This window comes from Rhodococcus sp. NPDC059968 (assembly GCF_042738615.1).
Classification (GTDB): Bacteria; Actinomycetota; Actinomycetes; order Mycobacteriales; family Mycobacteriaceae; genus Rhodococcus_F.
Genome location: NZ_JBHWUE010000007.1, coordinates 171,079 through 191,281, shown reverse-complemented (window position 1 = coordinate 191,281; position 20,203 = coordinate 171,079). Strand labels below are relative to the sequence as shown.

23 protein-coding genes are annotated in these 20,203 nt (G+C 67.7%); 19 read left to right on the top strand and 4 right to left on the bottom strand.

Going from position 1 to position 20,203, the window contains the following annotated elements:
* The first annotated feature begins 88 nt into the window (after positions 1–88).
* From ACFWAY_RS10080 to ACFWAY_RS10060, 5 genes are all read left to right on the top strand, one after another.
* Positions 89–580: a YbjN domain-containing protein gene (locus tag ACFWAY_RS10080; RefSeq protein WP_378452435.1), complete on the top strand. Its 492-nt coding sequence runs from the start codon at positions 89–91 to the stop codon at positions 578–580.
* Positions 581–730: 150 nt separating this feature from the next.
* Positions 731–2,323 (top strand): AMP-binding protein, encoded by a 1,593-nt coding sequence (locus tag ACFWAY_RS10075; protein ID WP_378452434.1) that lies wholly within the window; start codon positions 731–733, stop codon positions 2,321–2,323.
* Between the two features lie 43 nt (positions 2,324–2,366).
* Positions 2,367–3,122: a phosphoglyceromutase gene (locus ACFWAY_RS10070; protein WP_378452433.1), complete on the top strand. Its 756-nt coding sequence runs from the start codon at positions 2,367–2,369 to the stop codon at positions 3,120–3,122.
* Between the two features lie 149 nt (positions 3,123–3,271).
* Complete coding sequence (locus ACFWAY_RS10065; RefSeq protein ID WP_378452432.1) at positions 3,272–4,465, top strand: sensor histidine kinase; 1,194 nt, start codon at positions 3,272–3,274, stop codon at positions 4,463–4,465.
* Complete coding sequence (locus ACFWAY_RS10060; protein ID WP_378452431.1) at positions 4,462–5,151, top strand: winged helix-turn-helix domain-containing protein; 690 nt, start codon at positions 4,462–4,464, stop codon at positions 5,149–5,151. Before ACFWAY_RS10065 ends, ACFWAY_RS10060 begins: the two co-directional genes overlap by 4 nt.
* Before the next feature lie 86 nt (positions 5,152–5,237).
* On the opposite strand, the gene ACFWAY_RS10055 is transcribed toward ACFWAY_RS10060, so the two are convergent.
* The 3 genes from ACFWAY_RS10055 to ACFWAY_RS10045 form a co-directional block, all read right to left on the bottom strand.
* A complete protein-coding gene (locus tag ACFWAY_RS10055) occupies positions 5,238–5,561 on the bottom strand; it encodes a hypothetical protein (RefSeq protein ID WP_378452430.1) in 324 nt (107 codons plus the stop codon).
* Positions 5,561–5,896 carry a hypothetical protein gene (locus tag ACFWAY_RS10050; protein WP_378452429.1) on the bottom strand — a complete coding sequence of 112 codons (336 nt, stop codon included), beginning with the start codon at positions 5,894–5,896 and terminating at the stop codon, positions 5,561–5,563. Before ACFWAY_RS10050 ends, ACFWAY_RS10055 begins: the two co-directional genes overlap by 1 nt.
* A gap of 69 nt (positions 5,897–5,965) precedes the next feature.
* Complete coding sequence (locus tag ACFWAY_RS10045; protein ID WP_378452428.1) at positions 5,966–6,751, bottom strand: hypothetical protein; 786 nt, start codon at positions 6,749–6,751, stop codon at positions 5,966–5,968.
* A gap of 66 nt (positions 6,752–6,817) precedes the next feature.
* Here ACFWAY_RS10045 and ACFWAY_RS10040 point away from each other — a divergent pair, with 66 nt between their 5' ends.
* From ACFWAY_RS10040 to ACFWAY_RS09995, 10 genes are all read left to right on the top strand, one after another.
* Positions 6,818–7,771: a hypothetical protein gene (locus ACFWAY_RS10040; RefSeq protein ID WP_378452427.1), complete on the top strand. Its 954-nt coding sequence runs from the start codon at positions 6,818–6,820 to the stop codon at positions 7,769–7,771.
* Entirely contained in the window at positions 7,768–8,961 is a 1,194-nt protein-coding gene (locus tag ACFWAY_RS10035) for a hypothetical protein (RefSeq protein WP_378510558.1), read from the top strand. The genes ACFWAY_RS10040 and ACFWAY_RS10035 overlap by 4 nt, the downstream gene beginning before the upstream one ends.
* Before the next feature lie 7 nt (positions 8,962–8,968).
* Positions 8,969–9,910: a sugar phosphate isomerase/epimerase family protein gene (locus ACFWAY_RS10030; RefSeq protein WP_378452425.1), complete on the top strand. Its 942-nt coding sequence runs from the start codon at positions 8,969–8,971 to the stop codon at positions 9,908–9,910.
* Between the two features lie 108 nt (positions 9,911–10,018).
* On the top strand, positions 10,019–10,666 hold the full coding sequence (locus ACFWAY_RS10025; RefSeq protein ID WP_378510557.1) for a MerR family transcriptional regulator: 648 nt from the start codon (positions 10,019–10,021) through the stop codon (positions 10,664–10,666).
* On the top strand, positions 10,663–11,505 hold the full coding sequence (locus ACFWAY_RS10020; RefSeq protein ID WP_378452423.1) for a thioesterase family protein: 843 nt from the start codon (positions 10,663–10,665) through the stop codon (positions 11,503–11,505). Before ACFWAY_RS10025 ends, ACFWAY_RS10020 begins: the two co-directional genes overlap by 4 nt.
* Before the next feature lie 36 nt (positions 11,506–11,541).
* A complete protein-coding gene (gene proC / locus ACFWAY_RS10015) occupies positions 11,542–12,357 on the top strand; it encodes a pyrroline-5-carboxylate reductase (protein ID WP_105415988.1) in 816 nt (271 codons plus the stop codon).
* A 125-nt stretch (positions 12,358–12,482) separates the two neighbouring features.
* Positions 12,483–12,719 (top strand): helix-turn-helix domain-containing protein, encoded by a 237-nt coding sequence (locus ACFWAY_RS10010; RefSeq protein WP_378452422.1) that lies wholly within the window; start codon positions 12,483–12,485, stop codon positions 12,717–12,719.
* A 245-nt stretch (positions 12,720–12,964) separates the two neighbouring features.
* Entirely contained in the window at positions 12,965–13,066 is a 102-nt protein-coding gene (locus ACFWAY_RS10005) for a 30S ribosomal protein bS22 (RefSeq protein WP_003402602.1), read from the top strand.
* Positions 13,067–13,264: 198 nt separating this feature from the next.
* On the top strand, positions 13,265–14,308 hold the full coding sequence (locus ACFWAY_RS10000) for an NAD-dependent epimerase/dehydratase family protein (RefSeq protein WP_037233342.1): 1,044 nt from the start codon (positions 13,265–13,267) through the stop codon (positions 14,306–14,308).
* Positions 14,305–15,324, top strand: coding sequence for a lysophospholipid acyltransferase family protein (locus tag ACFWAY_RS09995; protein ID WP_378452421.1), 1,020 nt, complete (start codon positions 14,305–14,307; stop codon positions 15,322–15,324). The genes ACFWAY_RS10000 and ACFWAY_RS09995 overlap by 4 nt, the downstream gene beginning before the upstream one ends.
* A gap of 23 nt (positions 15,325–15,347) precedes the next feature.
* Here ACFWAY_RS09995 and ACFWAY_RS09990 read toward each other — a convergent pair whose 3' ends face one another.
* Positions 15,348–16,334: an HAD family phosphatase gene (locus ACFWAY_RS09990; protein WP_164060735.1), complete on the bottom strand. Its 987-nt coding sequence runs from the start codon at positions 16,332–16,334 to the stop codon at positions 15,348–15,350.
* 179 nt (positions 16,335–16,513) lie between these two features.
* On the opposite strand from ACFWAY_RS09990, the gene ACFWAY_RS09985 reads away from it, so the two are divergent.
* The 4 genes from ACFWAY_RS09985 to hemC all read left to right on the top strand — a co-directional run bounded on the left by ACFWAY_RS09985 (position 16,514) and on the right by hemC (position 20,167).
* Positions 16,514–16,774: a glutaredoxin family protein gene (locus ACFWAY_RS09985; RefSeq protein ID WP_378452420.1), complete on the top strand. Its 261-nt coding sequence runs from the start codon at positions 16,514–16,516 to the stop codon at positions 16,772–16,774.
* 140 nt (positions 16,775–16,914) lie between these two features.
* Positions 16,915–17,769, top strand: coding sequence for a redox-sensing transcriptional repressor Rex (locus tag ACFWAY_RS09980; RefSeq protein WP_378510556.1), 855 nt, complete (start codon positions 16,915–16,917; stop codon positions 17,767–17,769).
* A complete protein-coding gene (locus tag ACFWAY_RS09975) occupies positions 17,766–19,205 on the top strand; it encodes a glutamyl-tRNA reductase (protein ID WP_378452418.1) in 1,440 nt (479 codons plus the stop codon). Before ACFWAY_RS09980 ends, ACFWAY_RS09975 begins: the two co-directional genes overlap by 4 nt.
* The gene (gene hemC / locus ACFWAY_RS09970; RefSeq protein ID WP_007300748.1) at positions 19,202–20,167 is read left to right on the top strand and encodes a hydroxymethylbilane synthase; all 966 of its coding nucleotides are present in this window, start codon (positions 19,202–19,204) and stop codon (positions 20,165–20,167) included. Before ACFWAY_RS09975 ends, hemC begins: the two co-directional genes overlap by 4 nt.
* Positions 20,168–20,203: the final 36 nt, after the last annotated feature.

Here is a 20,203-nt window from a genome sequence, read left to right as displayed (position 1 = left end):
CGTGTCAAGCGAGCAGGGCAGTGACCCGGCGGCACCTCGGGTGCATCGGCAGTCCATCTGAAACCACCGACACAAGGATGGTGCACCAGTGAGCGACCTGGCCGACGTGATCGAGTCCGCCCTGACCGAACGTGAGATGGACTTCACGAGGAAGGACTCGACGCACTTCATCGTCGAGTTGCCCGGCGAGCGCAAGCTCAAGACCACCACGCTCCTGACCGTCGGCAAGCACGGACTGCGCGTGGAGGCGTTCGTCTGCCGCAAGCCCGACGAGAACTTCGAAGGCGTCTACAAGTACCTGCTGCGGCGCAATCGCCGGCTGTACTCGGTGGCGTACACGATCGACAAGATCGGCGACATCTACCTGGTCGGCCAGATCGCCGAGCACGCGGTGACCGCGGACGAGCTGGACCGCGTTCTCGGGCAGGTGCTCGAGGCGGCCGACGGCGACTTCAACACCCTCCTCGAACTCGGTTTCGCCGGTTCCATCAAGCGTGAGTGGGAGTGGCGCGTCTCACGCGGGGAGTCGCTGGCGAACCTGAAACCGTTCGAGCATCTCATCGAGGACTCGCAGCCCTGAGTGCTGGTTGACCGCCCGCGGACGGGAAATACGCACGGGTAGAGTTGCGGCGAGCTTGTGACTGTTGTCACAGGTTAGATACATGTGTCTGATGTTCACAGAAACTTGTACCGACAACCGCTGCTGCAACACTTCGAGGGAGAGGCCCCAGTGAGCTTCAAGAGCCCGTTTCCGGACGTCGAGATTCCGAACCTCAGTGTCTACGATTTCCTCTTCGGCCAGGTCGAGTCGGCCGATCTGGACCGGCCTGCGCTGATCGACGGTGCCTCCGGCGCGGTCACCACCTATCAGTCCCTCGTCGCCCAGATCAACGGTGTGGCAGGGGCGTTGGCCGCTCGCGGTCTCGCCGTCGGTGAGGTCGTGGGCCTGCATTCGCCGAACGTTCCCGCGTTCGCCTCGGTGTTCCACGGGATCCTGCGTGCCGGTGGTGTCGCGACCACCATCAACGCCCTCTACACCGCGGAGGACATCGCCAAGCAGCTCACCGACTCGAAGGCGAAGTTCCTGTTCACCGTCTCCCCGCTGCTGCCGCAGGCCGAGGCGGCCGCCGCGAAGGTCGGGATCCCCGCCGAGAACGTGATCGTCCTCGACGGCGCCGACGGACACCCGTCGCTGACCGATCTGCTGACCGAGGGCGCACCCGCCCCCGAGGTGTCGTTCGACCCGGCGACCCAGCTTGCGGTGCTGCCGTACTCGTCGGGTACCACCGGCCGGCCGAAGGGCGTGATGCTCACGCACCGCAACCTGGTGGCCAACGTCTGCCAGATCAACCCGCGGATGGGCATCGGCGCCGAGGACAAACTGCTCGCCGTGCTGCCGTTCTTCCACATCTACGGCATGACCGTGCTGCTCAACGCCGCCCTGTACAACCGGGCAGCCCTGGTGACGATGCCGAAGTTCGACCTCGTCGAATTCCTGAAGACCGTCTCCGGACAGAAGTGCACCTACGTGTTCATCGCCCCGCCGGTCGCGGTTGCGCTGGCCAAGCACCCGCTGGTCGACGAATACGACCTGTCGTCTGTGCACTCGATCTTCTCCGGCGCCGCCCCGCTCGATCAGGAACTGGGCAAGGCCGTCGCCAACCGGCTCGGCTGCCGGGTGCGGCAGGGCTACGGCATGTCCGAGATGAGCCCGGTCAGCCACGCCATCCCGTTCGACCGCGACGACATCGCCCTGGACTCGGTCGGTCCGTCGATCGCGAACATGGTGTGCAAGCTCGTCGACCCGGCCACCGGCGAGGAGGTCGCCTACCCGGCCGAGGGGGTCAGTGAGCCGGGTGAGTTGTGGTGCAAGGGCCCGAACATCATGGCCGGGTACCTCGGCAACGACGAGGCCACCGCCGAGACCCTCGACGCGGACGGGTACCTGCACACCGGCGACATCGCGACCGTCGACTCCGAGGGCGTCGTGACGATCGTGGACCGGATGAAGGAGCTCATCAAGTACAAGGGCTACCAGGTGCCGCCCGCCGAGTTGGAGGCGCTGCTGCTGACGCACCCGCAGATAGCCGACGCCGCCGTCATCGGTGTCCTCGACGACGAGGGTGAGGAAGTGCCGAAGGCGTTCGTCGTCAAGCAGCAGGGCGCCGAACTGGACGAGGCCGCGGTCATCGCGTTCGTCGCCGAGCGGGTCTCCCCGCACAAGAAGGTGCGCAAGGTCGAGTTCATCGACCTCGTGCCGAAGTCCGCCGCGGGCAAGATCCTGCGCAAGGATCTCCGGGCGAGCGAGGCCGGCCGGAGCTGACGGCAGGGGTTCACGGCGCGAGGGTTCCGGGAGGCATGCCAGGATGAACGGCATGAGTACCGGAACCCTTGTGCTGCTCCGCCACGGCGAGAGCGAATGGAATGCGCTCAACTTGTTCACCGGCTGGGTGGACGTCCACCTGACCGATAAGGGCATCGCCGAGGGCAAGCGCGCCGGCGAATTGCTGCTCGAGCACAACCTGCTCCCCGACGTGCTCTACACGTCGCTGCTGCGCCGCGCGATCAGCACCGCCAACATCGCGCTCGACACCGCCGACCGGCACTGGATTCCCGTCATCCGCGACTGGCGTCTCAACGAGCGCCACTACGGTGCCCTGCAGGGGCGCAACAAGGCGCAGGTCAAGGACAAGTACGGCGACGACCAGTTCATGCTGTGGCGCCGCAGCTACGACACCCCGCCGCCGCCGATCGAGGCCGGCAGCGAATACAGCCAGGACACCGATCCCCGCTACGCGAACCTCGAGCAGGTCCCGCTGACGGAGTGCCTGAAGGATGTCGTCGTCCGCCTGATCCCGTACTGGGAAGACACCATCTCCGCCGACCTGAAGGCGGGCAAGACCGTGCTGATCACCGCGCACGGCAACTCGCTGCGCGCTCTCGTCAAGCACCTCGACGGAATCTCCGACGAGGACATCGCGGGCCTGAACATCCCGACGGGCATCCCGCTGCGATACGACCTGGACGAGAACCTGAAGCCGCTCAACCCCGGTGGCACGTACCTCGACCCCGAGGCCGCCGCTGCGGGTGCCGCCGCGGTCGCGAACCAGGGTGGGAAGTAACCCGTGTGCCCGGCCGGACGTCCCGTTCGCGGGACGTCCGGCCAACAGCGGGTTAACTGCGGACGAAGACTCCGGTTCCCGCGTGTGACGTGCGCGGAAATGCCCGGTCCCCGCGTAACCGGCCCGCCCCGCGAACGTACGATTCAGGCGTGAGTGTTGTTCAAGCCGTCTTGCTTGCCATCGTGGGCGGCTTCGTCGGTTACCTCGTCGGTGGCGTGCTGATCCCCATGCTGTCCACCCGGCAGGCGCAGCGCATGGAAGAGCAGTCCGGGCTTACGATGTCGCAGGTGCTCGACCTGATCGTCCTGGCATCCGAGAGCGGCATCGCCGTCGTCGACCAGTTCCACGACGTCGTCCTGTTCAATCCCCGCGCGGAGGAGCTGGGCCTGGTGCGGAATCGGCTCGTCGACGACCGCGCGTGGGTAGCGGCGCTCCGGGTCCTCCAAACCGGCGAACCCGTCGAGGTCGACCTGAGTACCAAGAACCCGCAGCGGGGGCGCGATCGGATCGCGGTGCGCGGCACCGCACGTCTCCTCAGCAAGGAAGACCACAACTTCGTGGTCCTCTTCGCCGACGACGACTCCGAACAGGTGCGGATGGAAGCGACCCGCCGCGACTTCGTCGCCAACGTCAGCCACGAACTCAAGACCCCGGTCGGCGCGATGGGTCTGCTGGCGGAAGCACTCCTCGAATCGGCGGACGACCCCGAGTCGGTTCGGCACTTCGGCGAACGCGTGCTCGGTGAATCCGTCCGGCTCGGCAAGATGGTCACCGAACTGATCGCGCTGTCGCGGCTGCAGGGCGCCGAGAAACTACCCGACCTCGAGGCCGTCTCGGTCGACGAGGTGGTGGACGAGGCGCTGCAGCGCTGCAAGATCTCCGCGGAAGCCGCCGGCATCGCCGTCACCGCGGACCACAACAGCGGCTACGAAGTGCTCGGCGACCGCGCCCTGCTCGTCACCGCGCTGTCCAACCTGGTGCAGAACGCGATCGCCTATTCGCCGAAGGGCGCCCCGGTGTCGGTGAGCCGCTCGGTCCGCGGCGACAACGTGGCGATCTCGGTGACCGACCGCGGTGAAGGTATCGCCAAGGCCGATCAGGAGCGCGTGTTCGAGCGCTTCTTCCGCGTCGACAAGGCGCGGGCCCGCGCGACCGGCGGAACGGGGCTCGGCCTCGCGATCGTCAAACACGTGGCCGCCAACCACAACGGATCGATCGACCTGTGGAGCAAGCCCGGAACGGGTTCGACGTTTACCCTGCAGATTCCTGCACACATCGAGACAGTGGACGCCGAGAGCGGAAACGTCGGGAAGAGAGAAACCGGTATGGAGGCCAAGCGATGACAAGTGTGCTGATCGTGGAAGACGAGGAGTCATTGGCCGACCCATTGGCATTCCTGTTACGCAAGGAAGGGTTCGAGACGACGATCGTCGGCGACGGACCGTCCGCGCTCGCCGAGTTCGACCGGGCCGGTGCCGACATCGTCCTCCTCGACCTCATGCTGCCCGGCATGAGTGGCACGGACGTCTGCAAGCAACTCCGCAGCCGTTCCGGTGTCCCCGTCATCATGGTGACGGCACGGGACAGCGAGATCGACAAGGTGGTGGGCCTCGAACTCGGCGCCGACGACTACGTGACCAAGCCGTACTCGGCGCGGGAGCTGATCGCCCGCATCCGCGCGGTACTTCGCCGCGGTGTCGACAGCGAACTCGACGTCGCGCAGGACTCGGCCGTCCTCGAGGCGGGACCGGTCCGGATGGACGTCGAACGTCACGTGGTCCAGGTGAACGGCCAGGCCGTCACGCTGCCGCTCAAGGAGTTCGACCTCCTCGAGTACCTGCTGCGGAACTCGGGCCGCGTGCTCACCCGAGGGCAGTTGATCGACCGGGTGTGGGGCGCGGACTACGTCGGCGACACCAAGACCCTCGACGTGCACGTCAAGCGTCTGCGCTCGAAGATCGAGACCGACCCCGCCAAGCCGGAACATCTCGTCACAGTGCGTGGCCTGGGCTACAAACTGGAGGCGTGAGCGGACGCCGATCCGCCACAGTTGCAGACGAATTCGTCAGCCGCACATGCAATTGCCTGTGCGGCTGACGAATTCGTGGGCGTTTGTCAGGGAACGAAGTAGCGGACCGACGAGTAGTAGTCGGGTCGGAAATTCGGCAGCTCGCGCAGTTCGTGCGCGTTACCGGAAAGGTCGTGCTGCTGGAACGTGACCTGATCGTCCACCCACACACAGTCGATCGGCTGTCGGGCCCCGAACGGGCTGAACAGAAGGTGCATTCCCGGGTTACCCCAATACGCCTCCAGGTCCAGTGGTGTCCTGAAGTATGCCTCGCATCCGCCGACCGTCGAGGTCGGCTCGGCGGCGGCGGTCGGCGCGAACACTGCGAGGGATGCCGCCGCAACTGCGCCCGCGAGGATCGCACGCTTCATCAGAACGGGTTGTACACGTACACGCCGCGGAACGGCGCCGAGATGATCTGCGTGACGGCGTGCTCGCGACCTTGGTCGTCGAACTGCCGGCAGTAGACCGCGACGTAGTGTCCGTCGCCCTTGCACTCGATGACCCGGCCGGTGCCGTACGGGCTCAGCACGAGCGCCCGATTACCCTTGTCTCCGAACGCACCCGGATCGAACGGTGCGACGAAGTTCGCCGTCTTGTCGTAGAAGGTGTTCCAGTCCGGGGTCGGCTGGGCGGACGCGGTCGGCGCGAGGGCGAGCGTCGCGGCGGCGGTCAACAGGGCACCGGTCAGAATTCGAGCAAACATGATCTCTCCCGTCATGGCTGTGCCCGGAATGGGGCCGTGACGGGTAAATCGACCGATGGGTCTGCTGCGTTACTCGGCGGCCTTCCGCTGTGCGGCCGCGGTGGCGGGGTGCACGGCGACGAGGCCGAGGCCGGCCCTGCGCTTGCACATCTTCGCCAACTCCGAGTACGCCGCCTTGCCGAGCAGTTCCGTCAGCTCGGGTGCGTACGACTGCCAGACGGCCTTGGCGCCGACGTGGGCGTCGGGGGAGCCGGAGCAGTACCAGTCCAGATCCGCGCCGCCCTCGCCCCAGCCGCGGCGGTCGTACTCGCTGATGGTGGTCTTCAGGATCTGCTCGCCGTCCGGCCGTTCGACCCATTCCTGGGTGCGGCGGATCGGGAGCTGCCAGCACACGTCGGGCTTGACCTCGAGAGGTTCGATTCCGCGCTTGAGGGCCATCGAATGCAGCGAGCAACCGACACCGCCCTCGAAGCCGGGGCGGTTCAGGAAGATGCAGGCACCCTGGTAGCGGCGGGTCCGCAGCGCGGGCTCGTCCTCGAGGTCGTCCTCCTCGATGTAACCCTTCTTGCCGAGACCCTTCTCCATGAACTGCCAGTCCTCGGGTGTGAGCATCTTCACTGACTTGTTCAGCTTCTCCAGATCCTCCTCGTCGGAGAGGAACGCGCCGTGGGAACAGCAGCCGTCGTCCGGTCGGTCGCCGATGATGCCCTGGCAGGCGGGGGTCCCGAACACGCAGGTCCAGTGGGAGAGCAGCCACGTCATGTCCGCGGCGATGATGTGCTCGGTGTTGTCGGGATCGGGAAATTCGACCCATTCGCGAGCGAAGTCGAGGGGTACTTCAGGGCTGGGCGTCATCTTGTGTGAACGCCCTGCTTTACGTGCTGTCACAAAGCCCGACGGTAGACCCAGTACCGTGTCAATGTGCGACTAGGGGTACTCGACGTCGGAAGCAACACCGTCCATCTGCTCGTAGTGGACGCCCACAGGGGCGGCCACCCCACACCGATGAGTTCGACCAAGTCGACTCTGCGGTTGGCGGAGAACACCGACGACCGGGGTGACATCACCTCCCAGGGTGCAGATCGCCTGGTCACGACGGTGGCAGACTTCGCCAGCATCGCGAAGACGTCGGGGTGCGGTGAGCTCATGGCCTTTGCCACGTCCGCCGTGCGCGACGCCAACAACTCGGACGCCGTGCTCGAGCGAGTGCACGCCGAGACCGGGGTGACACTCGAGGTTCTGTCGGGTGTCGACGAGGCCCGGCTGACGTTCCTCGCCGTGCGCCGCTGGTTCGGGTGGAGCGCGGGCCGCATCCTGAACCTCGACATCGGCGGCGGATCCCTCGAGCTGACGACGGGTGGCGACGAGGACCCGGACGTCGCGCTGTCGCTGCAACTCGGCGCGGGACGGCTCACCCGGGACTGGCTCGAGGCCGACCCGCCCGGCAAACGTCGCGTGGCGGTGCTGAGGGATTGGCTGGACGCCGAACTGACCATCCCGTCCAAGGAACTGCGCGCCGCGGGGCAGTGGGATCGGGCCGTCGGCACGTCCAAGACGTTCCGCTCGCTGGCCCGGCTGACAGGCGCGGCACCGTCCGGCGCGGGCCCGCGGGTCAAGCGCACCCTCACCGCCAGCGGTCTCAGGCAACTCATAGCGTTCATTTCGCGGATGACGGCCTCGGACCGTGCAGAATTGGAGGGGGTGAGCTCCGACAGGTCGCAGCAGATCGTGGCCGGAGCACTCGTTGCGGAGGCCAGCATGAGAGCACTGGGCGTGGAGGAACTGGAAATCTGCCCCTGGGCTCTGCGTGAGGGGTTGATCCTCCGCAAGCTCGATACGGAAATGGGCGGTGAATTGATGGTGGGTGCTCGATGACCGAGGACAGTCAGCAGATCTCTGTGTCAGAGCTGCTCAAACGCAACGGACAACAGGTGGAGTCCCGGGGCGGGCGGCGTCGTCGCGGCGTCAAGGGGGGAATCTCCGTTGCCGAGCTGACCGGTGAAATTCCGGTTGTCCGGGATCCGTCCGATTCGCGGGCGCTCGAATCCGAACCGGAACCCGAGCCTGCACCTGCCGCGCCCGAACCGCCCCGCAAGCCCGCGCCTGCCGCGGCGCCGGTGCGTGCCGACGAGCGCACCGCAGCATTCAAGGCCCCGCTCGACGACGACGATGACGACGAGCCCATCGCCAGTCGCCCCGCCGGCCGCGGTCGCGGAGTGGTGTCGGGTGGGACGTCGCGCGATCACCAGGGAACCTGGGTCAGTCGATCCGTCCAAAAGGAACAGCCGGCGGCCGAGGCCGCACCGGCGCCCACCGTGGCCGCCCCGGTCGTGAAGAAACCGGAGCCCGCCCCGACCGTCGCCGCTCCCCGCGTGAAGCCGGCGCCGAAGACCGACACCCCGGCCGGGACCGAACCGGCGGCGAAGTCCGAAGCACCCGCGAAGCCCGAGGCGCCGGCGAAATCCGGAACTCCCGCGAAGGCGGGTGCCGCGACACCGTCGAACGGCGCATCGAAGTTCGTGAAGACGCCGAAGCCCGAGGCTCCCGCCAAGGTCAAGCCGGAACCCGCGTTGCTGTCCGGCTCGACGCTGGCCGGCGACCTGATGCGGCAGTCCCGGGACTCGGACGCGGCGAACGCGGGCGAGGAGACGGAACTCATCGAGGCCGCCACCGACGACGCGGACACCGAGAAGCGCGAGGGCGAGACGCAGAGCCCTCGTCGCTCCCGCAAGGAGGCGAAGGCCGAGAAGGCCGAGGCCGCGAAAGTGGAGAAGGCGGACAAGAAGGACGAGGCAGGCGAGAACTCCACCCGCGAGTGGGCCGTCCTCATCGGTCAGGGTGTCGTAGCCGTGATCGCCGGGGCCCTGCTCTTCAAGGGGTTCGAGAAGCTGTGGGACGTCTTTCCGTGGGTCGCGCTGATTCTGGCGCTGCTCGTCATCGTGGGCCTGGTCGCGATGGTCCGCATCCTGCGTCGCACCGACGACATCACCAGCTTCGTGATCGCCGTCGTGGTCGGGATGATCGTCACTCTGGGGCCGTTAGCCTTCATGCTTGCGTCGGGCTGAGTTGCTCATGGTCGGGGACAGTGGGTACGGGCAGGTTCGATCGTCACCGCGCGGTCGGAAGGTGCTGGTGGGCCTGTCGACGGCCTCGGTGTACCCGGAGAACACCGAGGCGGCGTTCCGGTACGCGGCCGATCTGGGATACGACGGCATCGAACTGATGGTGTGGGCCGAATCGGTCAGCCAGGACATCGGGGCCGTGGCCGGGCTGGTGCGCAGGTACGCGATTCCGGTTCAGGCGATCCACGCGCCGTGCCTGCTCATCTCGCAGCGCGTGTGGGGTGCCGACCCGGCCGCGAAGCTGGAGCGTTCCGTCCGCAGCGCCGAGTCGCTCGGGGCGACGAGTGTCGTGGTGCACCCCCCGTTCCGCTGGCAGCGCCGATACGCCGAGGGATTCGCCGATCAGGTGGCCGACCTGGAACGGCGCAGCGGTGTGATCGTCGCGGTGGAGAACATGTTCCCCATGCGGGCGGACGGCTTCTTCGGCAGCAAGGAGAGGTCCGCCCAGCGGCTTCGGCGGCGGGGCGGGCCGGGAGCCGCGCTGTCGGCGTTCAGCCCCTCGTACGACCCCACCGATTCGGGACACGCCCACTACACCCTCGACCTGTCGCACACGGCCACGGCCGGAATGGACGCGATGAAGCTGGCGGAGCGGATGGGGGAGGGCCTCGCGCATCTCCACCTCGCCGACGGTCGGGGCGCGTCGATGGACGAGCACCTCATCCCCGGCCACGGCGCCCAGCCTTGCGCGCAGTTGTGCCGTCATCTCGTCGACACCGGATTCGACGGGCAGGCGGTGATCGAGATCAACACACAGAACGCCCGGACGCAGCGGGAACGGTCGTCGATGCTCGCGCAGGCGCTGGCCTTCGCCCGTGAGCACCTCGAACCGGGCCGCGCCGCCTCGGGGTCGCCGCGCAGCCACTCCGGCGGCGATCACGACGACACCTGAGATATCTGCCGCGTCCCTGCTGCGGTAAGCTCGTCGCCATATTGGATAGTTTCAGTATCTAGTGCTGGGGTATCCGATATCGATAGTCGATGAGCCGAAGGAGGGGCCGTGCGCGTTTCCGAGTTGGTCGCCCGTACCGGTGTTCCGCTCGCGACGGTGAAGTACTACCTGCGCGAAGGTCTGCTGATGCCCGGCGAGGCGACGAGCGCCACCCAGGCCCGCTACGGCGAGAAGCACGTCGAGCGACTGGGCCTCGTCAAGGCGCTGGCCGGCGCCGGACTCCCGATTCCGCGCATCCGGGAGATCCTCCGGCTCGTCGACCATCCCGACGGCTCGCTGTTCGAGGTGCTCGGCGAGGCCATTGCGCAACTCCCGCCGTACCTCGATGCCTCCGACACCGACGGCGGCGGGGACGCGAACGAGTTCCCGCGGGCACGCGCCGTCCTCGACAGGCTCGGGCAGGTGTACGACCCGGGGTACGTCGCGGTCGGCCAGCTCGAACGTGCACTCGAGGGGCTCGAAGAAGCCGGCATCCCGATGACGGAGGAGCGGCTCGAGGCCTACGGGCGGCACGTGCGGGGGATCGCCGAGATCGACATCGGACTCATGCCCACCGAATCGGCCGAGGACGCGATCCGCTACGCGGTGCTCGGCACGGCCATCTACGAGCCGGTGATCGCCGCGATGCGCCGCCTCGCACACCAGGACGTCGCGCAGAAGCGCCTCCGGAAACCCGAAGAACAGGATCAGCAGTGAGCTCAACTCCCTTCCACGACCTCAACGTCCTCACCGCTGCCGGTGACGGGACCTATCAGGCATCGATCGACCCGATCTGGACGATCGGCCCCAAGGTGCACGGCGGTTCGATGATGTCGCTCTGCGCCGCCGCGGCCCGCAGGCGACTGCTCGACGAGAACGGCGACGCCGAGCTGTCCCGGGTGCAGCCCCTCGCGGTCGGGGCCAACTACCTGTCCGCTCCCGACCCCGGCGAGGTGACGCTGTCGACGACTCTGCGCAAGCAGGGCAAGCAGGTGTCGTTCGTCGACGTGGAGCTGAAGCAGGGCGACCGCGTGGCCGTGCACGCGTCGGTCACCCTCGGCGTCCCGGACGTGGGGGAGCCGCAGTACAGCGGAGACCACGCCCTGTCCCAGCTTCCGGTGGAACCGCCCGCCGACGCCGTCGTGCTCACGGCCGATCATCCGATGGGGCAGATCGTCCACGTGTCGCAGGGCTGCGACATGCGGGTGGACGGGACGTCGGCGCACTTCCTGACCGGCAGCCAGGGCGAACCCGAGGTGCGCATGTGGGTGCGACCGCGCGCGGGCGACGAGGACGATCCTGACACGGCGGCGCTGTTCGCGATCATGACCGGAGACATCAGTGCCCCCGTGACGATGAACCGCGGCATGTTCGGCTGGGCACCCACCGTGCAGCTGACCACGTACCTGCGCAGGCAGCCGGCGCCGGGCTGGCTGCGCGTGATGGCCAGCAGCACGGTGCTCGGCGGTGCGTGGTTCGAGGAGGACCACACCGTCCTCGACTCGACCGGGGCGATCGTCGTGCAGAGCCGGCAGTTGGCGATGATCCCCCGCTAGGAAGGCGCCGCGGAGCGTCGTGGCAGGCTGTTCGGCATGACGAGAATTGCGGTAATCGGAGGCGGCAAGATCGGTGAGGCCCTCATCTCGGGGCTTCTGCAGGCAGGTCACGCCGTCAAGGATCTGGTGGTGGCCGAGCAGCACCCGGCGCGCGCCGACGAGCTGGCCGCCGCGTACGCGGTGCGGGTCACCACCCCCTCCGACGCCGCCGAAGGTGCCGACGTCATCGTGATGGCCGTCAAGCCGGGCGACGTCGAGGCCGCGCTCACCGAGGTGTCCAAGGTGGAACTCGACGGCGAGCGCGAGCAGCTGCTCGTGTCGCTCGCTGCCGGTATCCCGACCGCCTTCTACGAGACGAGACTGCCCGCCGGGTTCCCGGTGGTCCGGGTCATGCCCAACACGCCCATGCTGGTCGGTGAGGGCGTCAGCGTGCTCGCACCCGGCAGGCACGTGAAGAAGGAGCACCTCGAACTGGTGCGCGGCGTCCTTTCGTCGGTCGGCAAGGTCGTCGTCGTCCCCGAATCGCAGATCGACGCCGTCACCGCAGTCTCCGGCTCCGGACCCGCCTATTTCTTCCTGGTCGCCGAGGCCATGATCGACGCGGGCGTGGGGCTCGGACTGACCCGGGCGACCGCATCCGAACTGGTCGTCCAGACCATGGTCGGCTCCGCAGCCATGCTCGACCGGTCGGGGGAGAGCGCAACCGAACTCCGTGCCGCCGTGACGTCGCCCGGCGGAACCACCGCGGCGGCGATCCGCCGGCTGGAGGGAAACGGGCTCCGAACAGCCTTTTTCGACGCTCTCGAAGCCGCGAAAATTCGTTCCGCCGAACTCGGCACGTCGACCGAATGAATATTCGATTGCCCACACCCGTCGCAGTAACCCCATCCGTCCCGCTAAGCTCGAAGTAGCACGTGCGTGTCTGTTCCGCCGGAGGGGAAGCCGGCGGCGCGAGACGTGCCGGAGGTAAGTGGTTGATGACGTCTGCAAAAAAACCGTCCAAGGGCTCGACCCCGGACGGACAACCGGCACTGGCCGGAACGCAATTTCTCACCGTCGCCGAGGTAGCGACGCTGATGAGAGTGTCCAAGATGACTGTGTATCGGTTGGTGCACAGCGGCGAACTGCCCGCCGTCCGTGTGGGCCGCTCGTTCAGAGTGCATGCGAAAGCAGTGCACGACTACCTCGAAACCTCGTACTTCGACGCCGGTTGACCGATCGGCACGAAGAGGGTCACCTCGGTTTCGCCGAAAGCGGTGCGACCGTGTTTCCCGGGAGCGGTGCGACCTCGTTTTCCGGGAGCGGACCCGCACCGGTACGATTAGCGACTGTCGTACCAGCCAGCTGGTGTCGTAAGGCGCTGAGCTAGTTAAAACGAGGCCCAGGCGCCATAGAGGCGCAAGGCGTACGTGACCGGCGTGCGCAGGAACGCTAGAGAAGAACGTGAGGGACACCCGCTATGGGTTCAGTGATCAAGAAGCGACGCAAGCGCATGTCGAAGAAGAAGCACCGCAAGCTGCTTCGCCGCACCCGAGTGCAGCGCAGGAAACTCGGTAAGTAAAGAGTTGCGTCTGGATGCCCGTCACCTCCGGTGGCGGGCATCCGTCGTTTCGCCGACCTCCTCCGCGTAGTGGGCGACCGACCAATTGTCGTTGTGCGGAGCGCCATCCCCCTCCTGCACGTATCGTTGACGTCACTCGCTACGTGATCGGGGGTTCTAGTGGTTGTGAGTGACGGAGACAGTACTAAGCGAACGGCGGTGCCGCGCGTCGTGCTGGTCACTGGAGCAAGCAGGTTTCTGGGTGGATACCTGGTCACCCGGCTCGCTCAGAATCCGGACATCGAACGGGTCATCGCGGTCGACGCGGTGTCGCCGAGCAAGGACATGTTGCGCCGCATGGGCCGCGCCGAGTTCGTGCGCGCCGACATTCGGAACCCCCTGATCGGCAAGGTCATTCGCAACGCCGAGGTCGACACCGTCGTGCACGCGTCGACGCTGGCACGCCCGCCGAAGTCGGGTAGTCGCGCGGCCATGAAGGACATGAACGTCATCGGCGCGATGCAGTTGTTCGCCGTCTGCCAGAAGGCGCCGACCGTCCGGAAGGTCGTGCTGCGCTCGGCCTCCGTGGTGTACGGCTGCAGCGCGAAGGACCCGGCCAAGTTCACCGAGGAGATGAGCGCCCGGCGGCGTCCCGCGGGCGCCTACGCGCGGGACTGCATCGAGATCGAGGGCTATCTGCGCGGGATGGGGCGTCGGCGCCCCGACATCGGCGTGTCGATTCTCCGCCTCGCACCGCTGGTCGGGCCCCGCCTCAACGCGACCGTCGCGCAATACCTCACCTCGCCGGTGGTGCCGACCATTCTCGGACGCGACGCACGCCTGCAGGTGCTGCACGAGGAAGACGCGCTGGCCGCACTGGAACGGGCCACGGTGTCGGGTCCGGCGGGCACGTTCAACGTCGCCGGCGACGGCGTGGTCATGATGTCCCAGGCCATCCGCCGCGCCGGGCGGATCGAGGTCCCGATGCCGTTCGGGTTGTTCCGCAACCTCGGACGTGCGCTGATGGGTCCGGTGATGCGGTCGTACACCACCGAGCAACTCGAGTACTTCCACTTCGGTTGCGGACTCGACACCACCCGCATGCGAAGCGAACTATCCTTCGAGCCACGGTGGACCTCGATGCAGGCGCTCGACGACTTCGCTCGCGCGGCAGGCGTCAAGGCGATCATCAAGAACGAATGGGTCGACGCAGCAGAAAACGCACTACTCGCTCTAACCGGCACGGCGAAAGGGGAGAGGTGAACGAAGTGGCGAAGGTCATTCCGCTGCACGGTGCGACAGCCGCGCGCGGGGCCGCTATCGGACGTTCGAGGCGTGAGCAGAGCGAGAGCCGACATCCGTCCGCGATGCCTCCACCCGCCGTGATCACCCCACCCCAGCCCGTCACCGAGTCCTCGGCCGTCGACGCCGTCCGCAACGCCCTGGCCGAGCAGATCGTCAACACCGCCGAGTTCGTGCGCCGCCGGCTGTCGGGCGATTATCACGTCGACGACTTCGGCTACGACCCGCACTTCGCCGAGAACGTGTGGCTCCCCATCCTGCGGCCGCTGTTCGACAAGTGGTTCCGCGTCGAGGTCAGCGGTCTGGAGAACATCCCGTCGACCGGTGGCGCGCTGGTGGTCGCCAACCATGCCGGTGTCCTGCCCATCGACGGTCTGATGACGTCCGTCGCCGTCCACGATCATCACCCCGCGCATCGCCCGCTGCGGATGCTGGCCGCCGATCTGGCGTTCGAGATGCCGCTGGTCGGCGGTGTCGCCCGCAAGGCCGGGCACACCCTCGCGTGCCACCCGGACGCCGTGCGCCTCCTGCAGGACGGGGAGGTCGCGGCCGTGTTCCCCGAAGGTTTCAAGGGCATCGGCAAACCGTTCAGCGAACGCTACAAGCTGCAGCGGTTCGGCCGCGGCGGCTTCGTGTCCGCCGCCATGCGGACCGGTGCGCCCATCATTCCGTGCTCGATCGTCGGGTCCGAGGAGATCTACCCGAAGATCGGCGAACTCGGGACGCTCGCGCGGCTGCTGGGGATGCCGTACTTCCCGGTGACCCCGCTGTTCCCGCACTTCGGACCGCTCGGCCTCGTTCCGCTGCCGTCGAAGTGGTACATCGAGTTCGGCAAGCCGATCGTCACCGACACCTACGACGCGGCGGCGGCCGACGACCCGATGGAACTGTTCGAGGTCACCGACCACGTCCGGGAGACCATCCAGCAGACGCTGTACCGGCTCCTCGCGAAGCGCCGGAACGTGTTCCTGGGCTGAAGCCCTGAGCCGCTGCGTGCGGCTCAGGCCGCCTGTTCGCGGCGGCGCGCGACGATCGCGGCGAGTGCGCCGCCGGCAGCGCCGAGGAGCAGCGCCGTGGGGACGCCGATCTTGGCGGCCTTGCGTCCGGTCCGAAAGTCCCGGATCTCCCAGCCCCGGTTCTTGGCGAGCTCGCGCAGATCGGTGTCGGGGTTGATCGCGACCGCGGTGCCGACGAGCGACAGCATCGGCACGTCGTTGTGGCTGTCCGAGTAAGCGGTGCAGCGTTTGAGGTTGAGTCCCTCTCGGACGGCCAGGGCCCGCACGGCGTGTGCCTTGCCGAGGCCGTGCAGGATGTCGCCCACCAGGCGTCCCGTGAACATCCCGTCCTCGCTTTCGGCCACCGTGCCGAGGGCACCGGTGAGGCCGAGGCGCTTCGCGATGACCTGGGCCAGCTCCACCGGGGTCGCGGTGACGAGCCACACCTGCTGACCGGCGTCGAGATGCATCTGCGCCAGCGCCCGGGTGCCGGGCCAGATCTTGTCGGCGATCACCTCGTCGTAGATCTCCTCACCGAGCCGGGCGAGCTCGGCCGTCGAGCGTCCGGAGACGAACGAGAGGGCCTTCTCCCGGCCGGAGGCGACGTCGTCGCTGCTCTCCTTGCCGGTGACGCGGAACTTGATCTGCTTCCACGCGAAGTCGACGAGGTCGGACGTCTTCAGATACTTGCGGGCGGCGAGTCCGCGGGCGAAGTGGATGATCGAGGCGCCCTGGACCATCGTGTTGTCGACGTCGAAGAACGCGGCCGCGGTGAGGTCGAGGGGAACGTCGTGTTCCACCAGTTCGGTTTCCTCGCCGGACGCGACGTGAAGTGCGAGGGCCGCATCGGCACTCGCCTCACCTGCGACGTTGGCACGTACCTCGGCTTCGCTGGGTCCCAGCGGATTCCTGAACTGGCGTCGGCCCGGGAGGATGATCCCCGCCAGACCTGAACCGAAACCCGTGCCGTTCGGTAGTGATCGCGCAGGCACTCGCACCTCCCGTATCGCAGAAGCCTCTGGGAGCAGCCTATCCCCCGAATCGGAGACGGGGCGGGTGGATGGCCGCGCTGGGGGAACTGTGTGACGTTCATCTCCGAGTCGATTGGCGTCAGCGGACCCCGAAACGGCACAGTGACTCCACCGGAGGCGTCGAAAGGAAGTGACGAGGCATGAGCACGGACGGACACGAGGTGACGCTTCTCACGAGGGCGGGGTGCGGTGCGTGCGCGCCGGCCCGCGAGGTGCTGCTGGTTCTGTGCGAGGAGTTCGGGCTGGAACTGACGTGCATAGACGTCGACGAGGCGGCGGCCACGAACCCCGAATTGCGGGCCGAATTCGGCGACCGATTGCCGGTGGTATTGCTCGACGGACGTGAGCACAGTTACTGGGAGGTCGACGAAGAGCGCCTTCGCTCGGATTTACGCAAGTAAGGGAACCCTAAAAATGGGATCTTCCGATGCCGTGCAGGTAGGACCGCATGTCGCGCAGTCGCAGCGACTTTGTGCATGGGTTCACAAGCAGTTACCGTGGTGTGAACAATTCCCCGGAGCATCGTGAAGAACGGCATCGAATGCCGGTCGGACGAGGAGCCAACGACGTGACCGAAACGCACCAGACGCATGGGTCTGTGGCCCCTGGCGTCACAGGGGCGGTCGGGCAATCGGTGGTCGGGTCTCCGGCCCCCACGGTCTCCGGCGCGGCTCCGCTCCCCGAATCGCGGGACATCCCCCAGGCTACGGTGACGCGCCTCGCGACGTACCTGCGGGTCCTCGGAGTGCTGACGGAACGCGGCACGATCATCGTCTCGAGCGAGGAACTCGCCGCCGCTTCCGGTGTCGGCTCCGCGAAGCTCCGCAAGGACCTTTCCTTCCTGGGCCCGAACGGTGTGCGCGGTGTCGGCTACGACGTGACGCGCCTGCGGGCCCGCATCGAGCGCGCGCTCGGCCTGGACCGCGGACACAAGGTGGTGCTCGTCGGCGTCGGAAACCTCGGCCAGGCGCTCGCCGGATACGGCGGCTTCGGCCGTCGCGGGTTCTCCATGGTCGGACTGTTCGACAGTGATCCGGCGCGGGTCGGTGCGCCGGTAGGCGACCTCACCGTGCGGCATGTCGACGAACTCGAGCAGGCCTGCGCCGAACTCGAGGCCACCATCGGTGTCATCTCGACGCCCGACGAGGCGGCGCAGGAAGTCGCCGACCGTCTGGTTCGCGCCGGACTGCGCTGCATCCTCAGCTTCTCGCCGACCTCGCTCGACGTTCCCGATCACGTCGAGATGCGCCGCGTCGACCTCGCGGTCGAAATGCAGGTCCTCTCGTTCAACAGCGCACGCAACACGGAGTCGGTCCCCACCGCTCCCCGCGTCCGCATCGGACATTCGGCTGTCCCGTCCACCGCACCAAGAAACGGATCAGTGATCGCGCCGTGAGTGTTCTGCTTGTCGGGGTCTCGCACAGGACGGCCCCGGTGCCGGTTCTCGAGCGGGTCGCTGTCACCGACACCGATCGCCCGAAGCTGACGGACAAGCTTCTGGCGTCGTCGCACATCTCGGAGGCGATGATCGTCTCCACCTGCAACCGGGTGGAGATCTACGCCGTCGTCGATGCGTTCCACGGTGCGCTGGCCGAGGTCGGCGAATTGCTCGCCGACCATTCCGGGCTGGATCTCACCGATCTGCACCGGCACGCGTACGTGCGCTACAGCGAGGCTGCGGCGGAGCACCTGTTCGCCGTGGCCAGTGGCCTCGACTCGATGGTGATCGGCGAGCAGCAGATCCTGGGGCAGATCAGGACCGCCTACGCGTCGTCCGACGCGCAGCAGGCCGCGGGCCGCACGCTGCACGAGCTCGCGCAGCAGGCGCTGCGCGTCGGTAAGCGAGTGCACTCGGAGACGGGCATCGATTCCGCGGGCGCGTCCGTCGTATCCGTGGCCCTCGACCGGGCTGCCGGCATCGTGGGCGACGGCGGATTGACCGGACGCACCGCCGTCGTGGTCGGGGCCGGGTCCATGGGCGGCCTGTCGGTCGCGCACCTCACGCGTGCCGGGATCGGCCGCATCGTCGTCGTGAACCGCACCAAGGAACGTGCGGAGCACCTCGCCGGCACGGCCCGGTCCAACGGCGTCGAGGCGGAGGCCCTCGAACTGGGTGAACTCCCGGCGGCAATGGCCCAGGCGGATGTCCTCGTGACCTGTACCGGCGCGGTCGGCGCCGTCGTCACGCTCGCGGACACTCACCGCGCGCTGGCACAGCCCGGCCGCGACGCCGACCGCCCCCTCGTCATCTGCGACCTCGGACTGCCCCGCGACGTCGAACCCGCCGTGTCGGGTCTGCCCGGGGTCACCGTCCTCGACATGGAATCGCTGCAGCGCGATCCCGCCGCAGGCGCCGCCGCATCCGACGCCGACGCCGCCCGGACGATCGTCGCCGCCGAGCTCGCCAACTACCTCGCCGGCCAGCGGCTGGCGGAGGTGACGCCGACCGTCACCGCCCTGCGCCAGCGCGCCGCGGACGTGGTCGAGGCGGAGCTGATGCGACTGGATTCGCGTCTGCCCGGACTCGACGACCCCGAGCGCGACGAGGTCGCACGCACCGTGCGGCGAGTGGTCGACAAGCTCCTCCACGCGCCCACCGTCCGGGTGAAGCAACTCGCCTCCGCACCCGGTGGCGATTCCTACGCCGCCGCCCTGCGGGAACTGTTCGAACTCAGCCCCGGATCCGTCGAGGCCGTCGCGAAGCCCACCGACCTCGGCGGCGCCACCGACCTGAGCGCCATCGACATCACGGACGGCTTCATCGCCGGCCAGGACCCGCGCCTGCGCCGCTTCGCCACAGACGACAACCATGGGAAGGAATCGCAGGCATGAGCGCCGTCGGCACCCGTACGCTGCGGATCGGAACCCGTGGGAGTGAGCTCGCGACCACCCAGGCCGGCACCGTGCGCGACGCACTGATCTCGGCCGGGCACGACGCCGAGCTCGTCATCATCAAGACCAAGGGCGACCAGTCCATGGAATCGGTGGAGAAGATCGGCGTCGGCGTCTTCACCGCCGAACTCCGGGAAGCGCTCGCCGACGGCCGGGTCGACGTGGCCGTCCACTCCTACAAGGACCTGCCGACCGCCCCCGACGAGCGGTTCACCATCGCCGCCATTCCGCCGCGCGAGGATCCCCGCGACGCGCTCGTGGCCCGCGACGGACTGGTCCTGGGCGAACTGCCCGCCGGTTCGAAGGTCGGCACGTCCGCTCCGCGGCGCACGTCGCAGCTCCGTGCGCTGGGCCTCGGTCTCGACATCCGTCCGCTGCGCGGCAACCTGCAGCGGCGCCTCGGCAAGGTGGAGTCCGGCGAACTCGACGCCGTCGTCCTGGCCCGGGCGGGTCTGGCGCGGATCGGACGACTGGACCTGATCACCGAGTCCATCGAACCGGTCCAGATGCTGCCCGCACCCGCGCAGGGCGCGCTCGCCGTCGAATGTCTGTCGGCGAACACCGCGCTCGTTGCGATCCTGTCGGAGCTCGACGACCCGAACAGCCGTGCCGCCGTCACCGCGGAACGCGCACTGCTCGCCGAGCTCGAGGCCGGCTGCACCGCGCCCGTCGGCGCCATCGCCGAGGTCGTCGAATCACTCGACGACGACGGCCGCATCTTCGACGAACTGTCCGTCCGGGGCTGCGCCGCAGCCATCGACGGCTCCGACGTCATACGCACGGGGGCCGTGGGCTCCCCGGAGAACGCCGAAGAACTCGGCCGCTCCGTCGCGCGTGAGCTTCTCGAGCTCGGTGCGCGGGAGCTGATGAATGTCACCGAGGCCGGTGATGCCGATGTTTGATGTGCGAAGGCCGACTGATCGGCCGATCCGCTACCT